The organism is Streptomyces sp. MUM 203J, assembly GCF_022414595.1.
Lineage (GTDB): Bacteria > Actinomycetota > Actinomycetes > Streptomycetales > Streptomycetaceae > Streptomyces.
In genome coordinates this window covers 1-14,068 of the sequence record NZ_JADWYO010000063.1, presented here as the reverse complement: position 1 = coordinate 14,068, position 14,068 = coordinate 1, and the positions used below count along the sequence as shown (strand labels likewise).

Sequence of the window (14,068 nt, the reverse complement as noted above, 5' to 3'; positions counted from 1 at the left end):
AATGGGGGCCGATCGAACGACCCGTCGCACACGCCGGAGTGAGCACGCCCGTGGCCCCGAGCACCTTCCTGCCCGTCCTCGAACAGATCGCGGCCGACATCGCCGCCACTCCGGGCCGGGGCCGCCCCGCCGACTACATCCCGGCGCTCGCCGCCGCCGATCCCCGCCGGTTCGGCATGGCCGTCGCGGAACTCGACGGCACGGTGTACGGGGTGGGGGAGTGGCGCCACCCCTTCTCCGCGCAGTCCATCACCAAGGCCTTCACCCTCGCTCTGGCCCTCTCCCTGGACGGCGACGCCCTGTGGGAGCACGTCGGCCGCGAACCCTCGGGCAACCCGTTCAACTCCCTGGTGCAGCTCGAGTACGAGAACGGCATCCCCCGCAACCCCTTCATCAACGCGGGCGCGCTGGTCGTCACCGACCTCCTCCACACGGTGACCGGCGACGCCGCCGGGACCCTCCGCGACTTCCTCCGCACCGAAAGCGGAAACCCGCACCTCGACTTCGACGAGAGCGTCGCCGCGTCCGAGGCCGCCCACGGTGACCGCAACGCCGCCCTGGCCCATTTCATGGCCTCGTACCGCAACATCGGCAACCCCGTGCCGGAGCTGCTGGACCAGTACTTCCGCCAGTGCTCCCTGGAGGCGTCCTGCGCGGACCTCGCCCTGGCCGCGTCCTTCCTGGCCCGGCACGGCACCCGGGCCGACGGCACCTCCCTGCTCACCCGCAGCCAGGCCAAGCAGGTCAACGCCGTCATGCTGACCTGCGGCACCTACGACGCCGCCGGCGACTTCGCGTACCGCGTCGGCCTCCCCGGCAAGAGCGGGGTGGGCGGCGGCATCATCGCGGTCGTCCCCGGCCGCTGCACGCTGTGCGTCTGGAGCCCGGGGCTGGACGAGCGCGGCAACTCGGTCGCCGGAGTCGCCGCGCTCGACCGGTTCACGACGCTGACGGGCCTGTCGGTTTTCTGAGGCCGGCAGCGAGGGCGCTCGGCCACCACGACAGCGGCCCGATGTCCCGGATCAGGGCCGGCACCAGCAGGGACCGTACGACCAGGGTGTCGAGCAGCACGCCGAAGGCGACGATGAAGGCGATCTGCAGCAGGAACGCCAGCGGGATCACGGCGAGCGCGGCGAAGGTCGCGGCCAGCACGACGCCCGCCGAGGTGATCACGCCGCCCGTGGCGGTCAGGCCGCGCCGCACACCCTCCCGGGTGCCGTGCAGAAGTGCCTCCTCGCGCACGCGCGACACGAGGAAGATGTTGTAGTCGACCCCCAGGGCCACCAGGAACACGAAGCCGTACAGCGGGACCGAGGCGTCCGTGCCGCTGAACCCCAGGAGCCACTGGAAGACGACGGTGGAGATGCCCAGAGTCGCGAGGAAGTTGAGGGCGACGGTGGCCACCAGGAGCACCGGCAGGACGAGCGAGCGCAGCAGTCCGATCAGGATGAGCAGGATGATCGCCAGCACCACGGGGACGATGACCGCGCGGTCCCGCTGCGCGGTGGTCTGCGTGTCGTACCGCTGCGCGGTGTAGCCGCCGACCAGCGCGTCCGCGTCCGGCACGGCGTGCACCGCTTCGCGCAGCCGCACCAGGGTCTCCTTGGCGGCGTCGCTGTCCGGGGCCGCCTCCAGCGTGGCGTACAGCCGGACGCGTCCGTCGGCCGTCAGTGGCGGTCCGCCGCCCGGCCGCCCCGAGGCGTCGACCGGAGCCGCCGAGGCCACTCCCTGCGTGCCGCGCGCCGCCGCGGTCACCGCGGGCAGAGCGTCGGCCTCCGCCACGATGACGGCCGGGTTGCCGGACCCGCCGGGGAAGTGCTCGTCCAGCACCTGCCCCGCGGCCACGGACGGCGCGTCCGCCACGAAGATCTCGTCCAGCGGGACGCCTCTCGCACTGAGGCCGGGAGCGAAGGCCGCGCACGCCAGCAGCGCGGCCAGGGTGACCGCCCAGACCCTGCGCGGCGCCCGGTCGACCAGGGCGGCCACCCTCGGCCACACGCCGCGGTCACTCCGCTCGGTGCCGTGGGCGGGTGACGCGGGCCAGTAGGCCGCCCGGCCGAGCAGCACCAGGACGGCGGGCAGGAAGGTCAGCGCGCTCAGCACGGCGCAGACGATGCCGATGGCCCCGACCGGGCCGAGCGCGCGGTTGTTGGTGAGGTCGCTGAGGAGCAGCGCCAGCAGTCCGAGGGCGACCGTCGCGGCGCTGGCCACGATCGGCCCGGCCGACTGCCGCAGTGCCGCCCGCATCGCCACGAGGCGGTCGTCGTCGTGCCGCAGCTCCTCGCGGTAGCGTGCGATCAGCAGCAGTGCGTAGTCGGTGGCCGCGCCGATGACCAGGATGAACAGGATGCCCTGCACCTGCCCGTCGACCCGCAGGACGTCGCGGTCCGCGAGGGCGTACACCACGGCGCTCGCCAGCCCCAGGGCCAGGACCGCCCCCGTGATCACCAGCAGCGGCAGCAGCACGCTCCGGTACACCAGCAGGAGGATGAGCAGGACGGCCGTCAGTGCCACGCCGAGCAGCAGCCCGTCGATGCCCGCGAAGGCGTCGGACAGGTCGGCCTGTGTCGCCGCCGGGCCGGCGACGAAGACCCGGGAGTCCGGCACCTCTTCGGCCGCCGCGCGGATGCGGTCGAGGGTGCCGGCCAGCTCGTCGCCCCGGTCCGGCCGCAGCCGCAGCACCCCCTGGAGGGCCTCACCGTCCTCGGAGACCACGGCGGGGGAGGGGCGGCCCGCCACCCCGTCCGCGTCGGCCAGCGAGGCCAGGGCGTCCGTCGCGGCCTCCCGCTGGGCGTCCGATACCGAGCCGTCGCCCGCGGTCCACACCACGATCGCGGGCAGTGCCTCCTCCTGGCGGAAGGCCTCCTGCTCCTCCAGGACTCGGGTCGACTCGGCGTTGCGCGGCAGGAAGGCGGCCTGGTCGTTCGTGGCGACCTCGCCGAGCTTTCCGGCATACGAGCCGAGCCCGCCGCCCACGGCGAGCCAGACCGCGATGAGGAGCACCGGCAGCAGCCGGCGTACGACAACGGGGAAGGGAGGCATGACGCTCCTGGAAGACAGCAGGGGACGACGGGAGAAATCTCAACAGAAAACTATCTCAATGATTGAACTATATGGAGTCCGGGTGCGCGGAAGCGGCATTCTCAGCGGCGCGGTGCGTCCCGGTGGCCCCCGGGGGCCTCCTGCGCGCCCAGCCTCTCGTTGAGCACCGTCAGGAACCGCAGCACCGCCTCCAGTTCCTCGGCGGTGAACCCCGCCCGCGCGGCGTCGGTGGCGAGGGCCAGCGGACGGAAGAACGTCCGGGCGGCGGCCTTGGCCTCCGGCACGTAGTGCAGGTGGACCACCCGCCGGTCGGCGCTCTCCCGGGACCGGCGTACGTGCCCCGCCCGCACCAGCCGGTCCACGCACGCCGTGACCGCCCCCGACGTCAGGCCGAGATGCTCCCGGAGCCGGGTCGGGGTCATGGGCTCGGACGAGTCGAGGATCGCGGCCAGCGCCTGCACGTCCGTCGCGTGCAGGCCCTGCTCGGAGGCGAACGTGTGCACCAGGCGGTTGATCTCGCCGTTCATCCGGCGCAGCTGCACGGCGAACGCCAGGAGGTCCGCAGGGGACCGCCGCCGCCCGCCCGGCGTGTCTTCGTCCGCCCGGTCGTCCTTTGTCACCACCTGGTCAGCCTATAGGCGGGTCCGGTCGTCACCCGGTGCGGGAGACCGCCTGTGGCGCGGGCGGCCGCTCGTCGCCCGGCCGTCCCGTGCGGCGCGCCGCACGTGTTCGCGGCATACCGGACCGGTCCTGGCGAAGATGGCACGAGGAGACCGAAGGCGTACGGGAGGAGCGGTCATGGACGACACCGGCCCGGCACCCGGGCGGGGCGCGCTCTGCCTGGTCACCGGCGCGACCGGCTACATCGGTGGCCGACTGGTGCCCGAACTGCTCGACGCGGGCTACCGGGTCCGCTGCGTGGCGCGGTCTCCCGGGAGGCTGCGCGACCACCCCTGGGCGCACCGGGTGGAGATCGTGCGGGGTGACGTCACCGACGAGGTGTCGCTTCGCGACGCCATGGCGGGCGTCCAGGTCGCGTACTACCTGGTGCACGCCCTCGGCGGCGGCCCGGGGTTCGAGGAGACCGACCGCCGGGCCGCGACCCTGTTCGGTGAGCTGGCCCGGGCCGCGGAGGTCCGGCGCATCGTCTACCTGGGCGGTCTCACCCCGGCGGGTGTGCCCCCGCGGCGGCTGTCCCCGCACCTGAGGTCGCGGAACGAGGTGGGGCGGATCCTGCTCGACTCGGGCGTCCCGACCACGGTCCTGCGGGCCGCCGTCATCCTCGGCTCCGGCTCCGCCTCCTTCGAGATGCTCCGCTACCTCACCGAACGCCTCCCGGTCATGGTCACCCCCAGCTGGGTGCGGACCCGCATCCAGCCCATCGCCATCCGGGACGTCCTGCGCTACCTGGTCGGCAGCGCGGACATGCCCTCCGACGTCCACCGCACCTTCGACATCGGCGGCGCGGACGTGCTGACCTACCGCGATCTGATGCAGCGCTATGCCGCCGTCGCCGGGCTGCCGCCGCGGCTCATCCTCCCGGTGCCGGTGCTGACCCTCCGTCTGTCCAGCCTGTGGATCGGCCTCGTCACCCCCGTGCCCGCCTCCATCGCCCGCCCCCTGGCCGAGTCGCTGCGCCACGAGGTGGTCTGCCGGGAGCACGACATCGCCCGGTACGTGCCCGACGCCCCCGGACAGCCCATCAGCAGCGACGAGGCGCTCGTGCTCGCCCTGCGCCGGGTCCGCGAGGCCCGGGTCACCACCCGCTGGTCGTCCGCGTCCGTCCCCGGCGCCCCCAGCGACCCGCTGCCCACCGATCCCGACTGGGCCGGCGGCAGTCTCTACACGGACGAGCGGGAGGAGGCGGTCGATGCCACCCCCCAGCAGCTGTGGCGGGTCGTCGAGGGGATCGGCGGCGACAACGGCTGGTACTCCCTCCCGCTCGCCTGGGCGGTCCGTGGATGGCTGGACCGGCTCGTGGGCGGTGTGGGGCTGCGTCGCGGCCGGCGTGACGCGGCGCGGCTGCGCGCCGGGGACTCGCTGGACTTCTGGCGCGTGGAGGAGGTCGAGCCCGGTCGCCTGCTGCGGCTGCGTGCCGAGATGCGCCTCCCCGGCCTGGCCTGGCTGGAGATGCGTGTCGAAGCGGACGGGCCGGGGCGTGCCCGCTACCGGCAGCGTGCCCTGTTCCACCCGCACGGGCTGCTCGGACACGCGTACTGGTGGAGTGTGTCCCCCTTCCACACCGTGGTGTTCGGCGGCATGGCCCGTAACATCGCCCGCGCCGCAGCAAGGAATCCCCCGGGAGCCGCTCAGTGACCGTCGCCGTCGTCCTGTTCACCGCCGATCTGCGGGTGCACGACCACCCGCCGCTGCGGGCGGCCCTGCGGACCGCCGAGACCGTCGTGCCGCTCTTCGTACGGGACGGGACCATCGCCGCCGCCGGGTTCACCGCACCCAACCGCGAGGCCTTCCTCGCGGACTGCCTCACCGACCTGCACGAGTCGCTCCGCGAGCGTGGCGGACGGCTGGTGGTCCGGTCCGGCGACGTCACGCGGACCGTGTGCGCCGTGGCGGCGGAGGCCGGGGCGGACGAGGTGCACCTCGCCGCCGACCACAGCGGCTACGCCCGGCACAGGGAGGACCGGCTGCGCGCCGCCCTGACCGCCGAGCGGCGCACCCTGCACGTCCACGAAGCGGTGGGCACCGCGCTGCCGCCCGGGTCGGTCACCCCGCAGGGCTCCGACCACTACGCCGTGTTCACCCCTTACTTCCGGCGCTGGAGCCGGGAGCGGCTGCGCGAGCCGCTGGCCGCGCCGCGCCGGGTGCCGGTGCCCGCGCACATCCGCTCCGAGGGCCCGCCGTTCCCCGCACCCACGGCCGGTCTCTCACCCGCTCTCCCGCCCGGCGGCGAACGCGAGGCCCGCCGACGGCTCACCGCCTGGCTGCGCGACGGCCTCGGCGCGTACGAGGACCGGCACGACGACCTGGCGGGCGACGCCACCTCGCGCCTCTCCCCGTACCTGCACTTCGGCGCCGTCTCCGCCGCCGAGGTCGTCCACCGGGCGCGCGCCCGAGGCGGACCGGGCGCCGAGGCCTTCGTGCGGCAGCTGTGCTGGCGGGACTTCCACCGCCAGGTGCTCGCCGCCCGTCCGTCCGCGGCCCACCACGAGTACCGGCCCCACGGTGACCGCTGGCGTACGGAGCGGTCGGCGGCGGACGACGTCGAGGCGTGGCGGCAGGGGCGCACCGGCTACCCGATCGTGGACGCCGCCCTCCGGCAACTCGCCCACGAGGGCTGGATGCACAACCGGGGCCGGCTGCTCGCCGCCTCCCTCCTCACCAAGACCCTGTACGTCGACTGGCGTGTCGGCGCACGCCACTTCCTGCACCTGCTGGTCGACGGAGACCTCGCCAACAACCAGCTGAACTGGCAGTGGGTCGCGGGAACCGGCACGGACACCCGCCCGAACCGGGTCCTCAACCCGGTCCTCCAGGGCCGCCGGTACGACCCCGAGGGCGACTACGTGCGCCGCTGGGTGCCCGAACTCGCGGAGGTTCCCGGTGCGGCCGTGCACGAGCCGTGGAAGCCGCGCACCGCCGCGCTCGTACGGGGCGGCTACCCGCAGCCCATCGTGGACCTGTCCGACGGGCTCGCCCGGTTCCGGCGGGCCCGGGGCCGGGAGGACTGAGCCGCGGACGGGGGCGGTCCGTTCCTCCCCGGGCTCAGCCCGCCCGGCCGCCCCGCCGCAGCTGCCACACGAAGTACGGAGTGCCGATCAGCGCTGCCAGCAGGCCCGAGGGGATCTCCGCCGGGGCGATCACCGTACGTCCCACCGTGTCCGCGGTGATCATCAGCGCGGCGCCCAGCAACCCCGCCACCGGCAGCAGGCGGTGCGCCCGGGATCCCACCAGCATGCGGGCCGCGTGCGGGGCCACCAGGCCCACGAACGCCACCGTGCCCACCACGGCCACCGCGCCCGCGGCGAGCGCCACGGCCAGTCCCAGTACCGCCAGGCGGGTCCGCTCCAGCGGCAGGCCCAGGGTGCGGGGGGTGTCCTCGCCCAGGGCCAGCAGGTCCAGGCGGCGGAAGGCGAGCAGCAGGAGGGGAAGGCCCACAGCCGACGCCACCGCCAGGACCGACAGGTCCGTCGTGTCCCGCGCGTAGGTCGAGCCCGACAGCCATGTCAGGGCCTGGGCTACCTGGAAACGGGCCCCCGTCACCAGGTAGTTGGTCGCCGCCGTCGTCAGCGCGAACGTGCCGATGCCGACCAGCACCAGCCGCTCCGGCGCCACCGAACCCCGCCGCAGCGACAGCCCGTAGGTCAGTGCGAACGCCGCCGCCCCGCCCAGCAGCGCCGCGAACGGCAGCGCTCCGTACGGCACCGACGGCAGCGCCACCAGCACGAGCGCGGCCCCGAACCCGGCGCCCCCGCTCACGCCCATCACCGTCAGGTCCGCGAGCGGGTTGCGCGACACGGTCTGCACGATCCCGCCCGCCACCGCCAGCAGCGCCCCCGCCACCGCGGCCACCAGCAGCCGCGGCAGCCGGTAGTCCAGCACCACCCCCCGCAGCAGCGCGTCGCCCCCGCCCAGCAGCAGCCGGGGCAGTTCGCCCACCGGTACCCCGATGTCGCCCAGCACCAGGCCCGCCGCCAGCAGCGCGCACACCGCCACCGCCCCGCCCGCCAGCAGCGGCCCGTACGGATACCGCCGCCGCCCCGGCACGGCCGTGCCCGGAGACGCCGGATCCGAGGGCAGCCGCCGCGCCAGCCACAGGAACAGCGGCGCCCCGAACAGCGCCGTCACCACCCCCGCCGGGACCTCGTTGCCGGTCGGCGACGTCACCCGCGCCAGCAGGTCCGCGGCCAGCAGCAGCGTCGCCCCCCACAGCGCCGCGCCGGGCAGGAGCGCCGCATGCCGCCGTACCCCCGCCAGCCGTACGAGGTGCGGCGCGGCCAGACCGACGAACCCGATGGGGCCGGTCACCGACACCGCGCACGCGGTCAGCAGCACCGAGAGCACCACCGCCGTCAGCCGCACCCGGCCCACGTTCACCCCGAGGCCCCGCGCCGTCTCGTCGCCGGTGCCGAGGATGTCCAGGGAGCGGGCCAGCAGCAGCCCGCCCAGCAGTCCCGCCGCCAGCAGCGGCACCGCGGCCAGGGACCGGCCGCTGTCGGCCACCACCAGCGAGCCGTGCCCCCAGAAGAACACCGCGCCGGTCTCCTCCTGGAACAGCACCACGAGCACGGCCGTCGCACTCGACAGCGCGAGCATCACCGACATCCCGGCCAGCACCAGATGCGCCGGACGCCCCCGGGCCCCGCCCGCCACCGCGTGCACCAGCGCCGCCGCCAGCAGCCCGCCCGTGAACGCCAGTGCCCCGCGTGGCAGATCACCCGTCGACAGCCCCGTGATCGCGCCGACCGTCACCGCCAGATATCCGCCCGCCGTCACCCCGAGGGTGTCCGGGGAGGCCAGCGCGTTGCGGACGGAGGACTGAAGCAGGCATCCGGCCGTCGCCAGCGCCGCCCCCGACACCAGGCCCGCCAGTGTGCGCGGCAGCCGTCCGCCCAGCAGCACCGACCGGGCGTCCGCGTCGGCGGCGCCCCCGAGCAGGCCCAGCAGCTCGCCCGGCCCGACGTCACTGCGCCCGTACGACAGGTGTGCCGCCGTCACCAGGAGCAGTGCCGCCGCCCCGCCGAGCAGCACGGCGACCGGGCCGGGCCGCACACGGTGAGCCGTCATTCGGTCAGCGCGCCCGCGATCTCGTCAGCGACCCGCGCGGTCGAGAACGGTCCGCCGAAGAACCAGGTGCCCGGGTCCAGGGCGTGCACCCGCCCGGCCTTCGCGAAGTCCAGACTCCGCCACAGCGCGTTCTTGGGCAGCGAGGCCGCGAACACGTCGTCGTCCTTCGCCGCCACATAGACGAGCGTGGACTTCTCGGCCGGCTTCAGGCCCTCGATGTCGACCTTGCTCATGCCGTACGCGTCGGCCTTCCCCGTCCAGGCGTTCCGCAGGCCCAGCTGCGGCAGCAGCCCGCCCGGGATGGTGGAGCCGGTCAGTACCTCGACCACGGCGGCCCCGTCGGTGGTGTAGCCGCGGGCGACGGTCACCTCGGCCCCGTCCTTCCCGGCCCCGGCGACCTTCTTCCGAGCCGCGGCGATCTTGAGGTCCAGCTCCTCGAGCGCCTCGTCGGCGGCCTTGGGCCTGCCCACCGCGATGCCGATCTGCCGGAGCGTGGACCGCATCTCGTCGTACTCGCTCGCCGTCGCGTACGGGTCGAACATCAGTGTCGGCGCGATCCTGTTCAGCTGGTCGTAGTTGGCCTCGGAGCGCACCTTGGAGGTGATGATCAGGTCGGGTTTCAGGGCCTTGACCGTCTCCAGACTCGGTGCCTGACGCGTGCCCACGTCCTTGACCGACCCGTCGAGGCGCGGGCCGCCGGTCACCCACTGGCCGTAGCCCTCGATGTCGGCGACACCGGCCGGGGACACGCCGAGGGCCAGCAGGTCCTCGGCATACGTCCACTCCAGGGCGACGACCCGGGTGGCGGGCCGGTCGAGGGTGGTGCTGCCCTTGAGATGGGTGACGGTGAGGGCGCCGGGGGCCGGGTCGGCGCCCTCGCCGGAGTCCTGAGCGGCGCAGGCCGTGGCGGTGACGGTGAGCAGGGCCAGGACGGCACAGGTCCTGAGGGGAATGCGCATGGTGGCGTGTTCCTCCGGTCGTCTTACCGGTCTCGGATGGCGGATCGCGGCGCGGGGGCCGGTTCCCGCCAGGTCGGCAGGCAGGTCGGCGCACCCGTGCGGGGGTCGGGGGTGACGGTCGTGTCGATGCCGAAGGCCGTGCGGACGGTGTCCTCCGTCAGCGCCTCGGCGGGCGTCCCGGCGGCCACGATCCGGCCCCCGGCCAGCACGGCCATCGCGTCGGAGAACGCGGCGGCCTGGTTCAGGTCGTGCAGCACCACCGCCACGGTGATGCCGTGCGTGTCGGCCAGCCTCCGCACCAGCCGCAGCACCTCGATCTGGTAGCGGATGTCCAGATACGTGGTCGGCTCGTCGAGCAGCAGCAGCCCCGTGCGCTGGGCCAGCGCCATCGCGATCCACGCCCGCTGCCGCTCGCCGCCCGACAGCCGGTCCAGGGTCCGACCGGCCAGCGGGCGCAGGCCGGTCGCGTCCAGCGCCCAGCCGACCGCAGCCCGGTCCTCGTCACCTGCACCACGCGCCAGCAGCCCCTGGTGCGGATGGCGGCCGTACGCCACCAGCTCCTCCACGGTCACCCCGGCCGGGACGATCGGTGACTGGGTCAGGAAGCTGAGCCTCCGGGCCAGTTCGCGCGGACGGTAGGAGGCCAGGTCACGGCCGTCCAGCACGATCCGCCCGGCATCCGGGGCGTGCAGCCGGGCGAGCGCCCGCAGCAGGGTGGACTTGCCGGAGCCGTTGGGGCCGACGAGCGCGGTGACCCGTCCCGGCCGCAGGGTGACGCTGATGCCGGACACGACGGGCTCACCCCCGTGGCCGAGGGTGAGGCCGTGCGCGCTGATCTCGACGGGGCGCGAGGTGCCGGGCGTCATGGGTGCAGCGGGTTGGGGACGGTGCCGTTCGGGCGCAGTGCGTGCCGCAGGGCCCGGTCGACATAGCGGGTGACGACGAGCCGGTCGGTGTTGAAGGGGTAGCGGGGGAACTCGGGTGCGAGCATGTCGTACTCCGCGAACCTCTCCTTCTTGTCGGGGAACCGCTTCTGGTACGAGAGGACCGCCTGCCGCACCAGGCGCCAGAAGCGCCGCTCCGGTACGCCCAGGTGCTCGGCGGCCAACGGGGCCAGGTAGCGGAAGTGGCCCAGCAGGAGCTGGTCGACGACGTGCTGGCGGATGACCGTCGGGTGTTTGCGGGGCAGTACGTGGTCGTGGCCGTCCGGTTCGGGGCCGCGCTCCGGCACGGGGGCGTGCGACACCGACACGTCGTCCACGAAGTCCTTCAGGAACAGTCTGCGGGGCACGTCGTTCCCGTCGTAGCCGACGAGCGTGTTCTGGCCGTGCGGGTTGAAGGTGATGCCGTACGTGTACATCACGTGCAGCACCGGATGGGTCACCGTCTCGAAGAGCCGCGACAGCCACTCCTCGGCGGGCAGGCCCGAGGCGCGCGCCAGTTCGGCCGCGAAGGACGTGCCGCGCTCGTCGACGTGCAGCAGCGAGGCGAAGGTGCGCACCCGCTCGCCCTCGTCCTGCCGCGAGTACACCGACTCGCGCCAGATGCAGCCCAGCGTCTCCAGGTGCTGGTACGGCATGTCCGGCACACGGTCCAGATAGGGGTGACGGACCGTCACGGAGGCGATCTCGCCCAGGAACACGGTCCGCAGCTCGTCCCGCAGCAGCGGGTCACGGCCCAGCAGCCCGGTCAGCCACCGCGTGGTGAGCGGGGCACCCTGGGTGCAGTGCGGCGGAATGCCGCGCCAGATCAGCGTGTTGACGATCCTGAGGGGCAGCTTGACGTCGTACCGGTGCTGTTCGCTGATGTTCGTCATGGTCCGGACGGACTGCTGCGGCAGATGGAGGTCCGGACCGTTGCCGAGCGGGATGATGCGGCGCTGCGCCACCTCGCCGGCGAACAGCACCTGCACGGCGTGGTCCCACTGCCAGGGGTGGACCGGCAGCCACACATACGCGTCCGGGTCACCGCCGCCCGCCTCGATCCGGGCCCGGAACGCGGCCACCGTGGCGTCACCCAGCTCATGCCGCAGCACACCCTGTTCGCTGAGCTCGGGAGTGGCCCGGAACTCCGCGAGGCCGCGGTGCACGGCCACCCACTGGAGGGCGACCGGCTGCCGCGACTCGGGGGCGTAGGCCCGCACATCGGTCGCGGAGAAGCCGACCCGGCCCTTGTTGGCGACCAGAGTGGGGTGTCCGGTCATCGCGCACTCCAGCTCGGCGTGGCCGAGCCGCCGCAACTCTGCCGCGGTGGGCCCGCCGTGCTCGATGCGGGCCGCGTCGGCGGCGAGGGTCGCGGACAGCTCGGTGAGGTAGATGCCGAGGGTGGGCGCGTCCGTGCCTATCGTGCCGGCGCAGTCGACGAGGAACCGCTGGGCGTCCCAGGCCGGGGTCTCGATCTCGTTGCCGAGCAGCCCGGCCGCGCCCCGGGTGACGGAATCCTTGCCGACCCGCCACGAGCCGAGCGCGCCGCGGGTCGCGGAGAAGGCGTAGGACACGCCGCTGTCGAGGTCGACCCGGTAGCGCCCGTCGTCCGCCGGGCCGAGCGGCTCAGGTGCCAGCAGTTCCTCGAAGGCGAACTCGGACAGTGCCTTGGCGAGCACCCGGCGGTTGGCCTCCCGCCAGGACTCGGGGGACACGTCGGGGAGGGCGGGCACGGGGTGACCGTCAGTCATACGGGAGACACCTTCCTCGTGGAGGGGACTTGCTCCGGCCCTTACGCTGCTCACTCGCGCGGTGCTTCATGCGGGGCCCTGGCGGGGCCCTCCGCCTCCTCCGCCCGCCCGGCCCGTACGACGGCGTCGAGCAGTCCGCGCACCTCGGCCCGCGTGGTCCGCGGGTTCAGCAGGGTCAGCTTCAGGTGGACGGCGCCGCGCCCGTCCTCCCCGGTCACCGTGGTACGGCCGACGAGGGCCGTGCCGCGGCGCAGCAGGCGGCGCCGCAGAGCGCCGTTGACGCGGTCGGAGGCGGCCGGGTCCCGGGTGACGTACCGGAACACGACCGTGGACAGCGCCGCTCCGGCGGTGAGCGCCAGCCGCGGGTGCGCGGCGACGGCCGCCTCCGCCTGCCGTGCCAGGTCGTGGCAGGCGTCCAGCAGCGCGCCGAGGCCGTCGGTGCCGAGCGCCAGGAAGGCGGCGGCGACCTTCAGGGCGTCGGCCCGGCGGGTGGTCTGCAGGGACAGTCCGAGCAGTCCGTCGTACCCGGCCTCGCCGTCGTCGTCGGGGTTCAGGTAGGCGACCCGCAGCCCGGTGGAAGGAACGAAGTCCGCCGCGTCCCGGGCCAGCAGCACACTGGCGGAGGCGGGCTGCCAGCCCGTCTTGTGCAGGTCCAGGGTCACCGTGTCGGCCTCCTCGATCCCGGCCAGCAGGGGCCGCAGCCGGGCCGAGAACAGCGCGCCGCACCCATAGGCGGCGTCCACGTGCAGCCGGACACCGTGCGCGCGGGCGACGGCGGCGACCTCGGGCAGCGGGTCGAAGGAGCCGTAGTCGGTGGTCCCGGCGGTGGCGACGACCGCGACCGGCAGCCGGGTGTCCCGGTCGCCGCCGCGTAACAGCGCGTCGAGCGCGTCCGGCCGCATCCGCTGCCGCCGGTCGACCGGGACGGTCCGTACGGCGTCCTCTCCGAGGCCCAGGACGGCGCAGGCACGGGCGACCGAGAAGTGAGCCAGCTCGGAGCAGAACACCATCGGTTCGGCGGCCAGCCCGGCCATTCCCGCGCCGCGCACGTCCCGCAGCTTGGCGGTGGCGGCGTCACGGGCGACGAGCAGGGCGTGCAGGTTGGAGGCGCTGCCGCCGGAGGTGAACACGCCGCCGGAGTCCGGCCCGTAGCCGACGGCTCCGGCGAGTCCGCGCACGACGCGGCGCTCGATCTCGACGGCGTACGGGCCGGAGTCCCAGGTGTCGGGGGACGCGTTGAGGACGGCGGTCAGCGCGTCGGCCGCGGCGGCGACGGACAGCGGCGGCGGCTGGAGGTGCGCGGCGGCCCGGGGATCCGTGAGGTCCACGGCCGCCTCGGCGCACGCCCGCACCAGGGCCAGCACCGCCTCCTGCCCGCCACCCGCCCGGGGCACGACCCCGCCCGGCAGCCGCTCGTCCAGCAGCCGCGTCAACTCCCCAGGGCTCATGGCGGGCGCGGGCCCGGAACGCCCCCGCAGCCCGGTGCCGGCCTCCCGGGCGAACTCGGCCACCAGCCGCGCCACTTCGGCGAGCCCCTCCGGAGTCCCCGCCAGCAACCCGCCCGCCGACGGAGGCGGGGCCGCGGGCCCGGCCGGGCGGACGGTCCGTGCCGCGGTCACGCCGGACGGCCCCGGCACACGTGCGGCGT

General features: G+C 74.5%; 10 protein-coding genes. 3 read left to right on the top strand and 7 right to left on the bottom strand.

Translation table 11 applies throughout. The features are described from left to right. Window positions 1-50 precede the first annotated feature (50 nt). Window positions 51-971 carry a glutaminase gene (locus tag I3F58_RS24460; protein WP_374208031.1) on the top strand — a complete coding sequence of 307 codons (921 nt, stop codon included), beginning with the start codon at window positions 51-53 and terminating at the stop codon, window positions 969-971. Here I3F58_RS24460 and I3F58_RS24455 read toward each other — a convergent pair. Next, on the bottom strand, window positions 940-3,042 hold the full coding sequence (locus tag I3F58_RS24455) for an efflux RND transporter permease subunit (protein WP_240110846.1): 2,103 nt from the start codon (window positions 3,040-3,042) through the stop codon (window positions 940-942). The two genes, I3F58_RS24460 and I3F58_RS24455, sit on opposite strands and share 32 nt — an antisense overlap. A gap of 101 nt (window positions 3,043-3,143) precedes the next feature. Beyond that, window positions 3,144-3,665, bottom strand: a complete 522-nt coding sequence (locus I3F58_RS24450; protein ID WP_374208030.1) for a MarR family winged helix-turn-helix transcriptional regulator — start codon at window positions 3,663-3,665, stop codon at window positions 3,144-3,146. Window positions 3,666-3,840: 175 nt separating this feature from the next. Between I3F58_RS24450 and I3F58_RS24445 the strand changes: the two genes are divergently transcribed. Both I3F58_RS24445 and I3F58_RS24440 read left to right on the top strand, forming a co-directional pair. Then, a complete protein-coding gene (locus I3F58_RS24445; RefSeq protein ID WP_240110845.1) occupies window positions 3,841-5,358 on the top strand; it encodes an SDR family oxidoreductase in 1,518 nt (505 codons plus the stop codon). After that, the gene (locus I3F58_RS24440; RefSeq protein ID WP_240110844.1) at window positions 5,355-6,731 is read left to right on the top strand and encodes a deoxyribodipyrimidine photo-lyase; all 1,377 of its coding nucleotides are present in this window, start codon (window positions 5,355-5,357) and stop codon (window positions 6,729-6,731) included. Before I3F58_RS24445 ends, I3F58_RS24440 begins: the two co-directional genes overlap by 4 nt. A gap of 34 nt (window positions 6,732-6,765) precedes the next feature. Here the strand turns inward: I3F58_RS24440 and I3F58_RS24435 are convergent, their stop codons facing one another. From I3F58_RS24435 to I3F58_RS24415, 5 genes are all read right to left on the bottom strand, one after another. Continuing rightward, window positions 6,766-8,787: an iron ABC transporter permease gene (locus I3F58_RS24435; RefSeq protein ID WP_240110843.1), complete on the bottom strand. Its 2,022-nt coding sequence runs from the start codon at window positions 8,785-8,787 to the stop codon at window positions 6,766-6,768. Beyond that, a complete protein-coding gene (locus I3F58_RS24430) occupies window positions 8,784-9,746 on the bottom strand; it encodes an ABC transporter substrate-binding protein (RefSeq protein WP_240110842.1) in 963 nt (320 codons plus the stop codon). Before I3F58_RS24430 ends, I3F58_RS24435 begins: the two co-directional genes overlap by 4 nt. A gap of 23 nt (window positions 9,747-9,769) precedes the next feature. Beyond that, window positions 9,770-10,612, bottom strand: coding sequence for an ABC transporter ATP-binding protein (locus tag I3F58_RS24425; RefSeq protein ID WP_240110841.1), 843 nt, complete (start codon window positions 10,610-10,612; stop codon window positions 9,770-9,772). Then, on the bottom strand, window positions 10,609-12,420 hold the full coding sequence (locus I3F58_RS24420; protein ID WP_240110840.1) for an IucA/IucC family siderophore biosynthesis protein: 1,812 nt from the start codon (window positions 12,418-12,420) through the stop codon (window positions 10,609-10,611). The genes I3F58_RS24425 and I3F58_RS24420 overlap by 4 nt, the downstream gene beginning before the upstream one ends. A gap of 50 nt (window positions 12,421-12,470) precedes the next feature. Further along, on the bottom strand, window positions 12,471-14,068 hold a 1,598-nt coding region (locus I3F58_RS24415), incomplete at its 5' end, for a pyridoxal-dependent decarboxylase (RefSeq protein WP_240110839.1).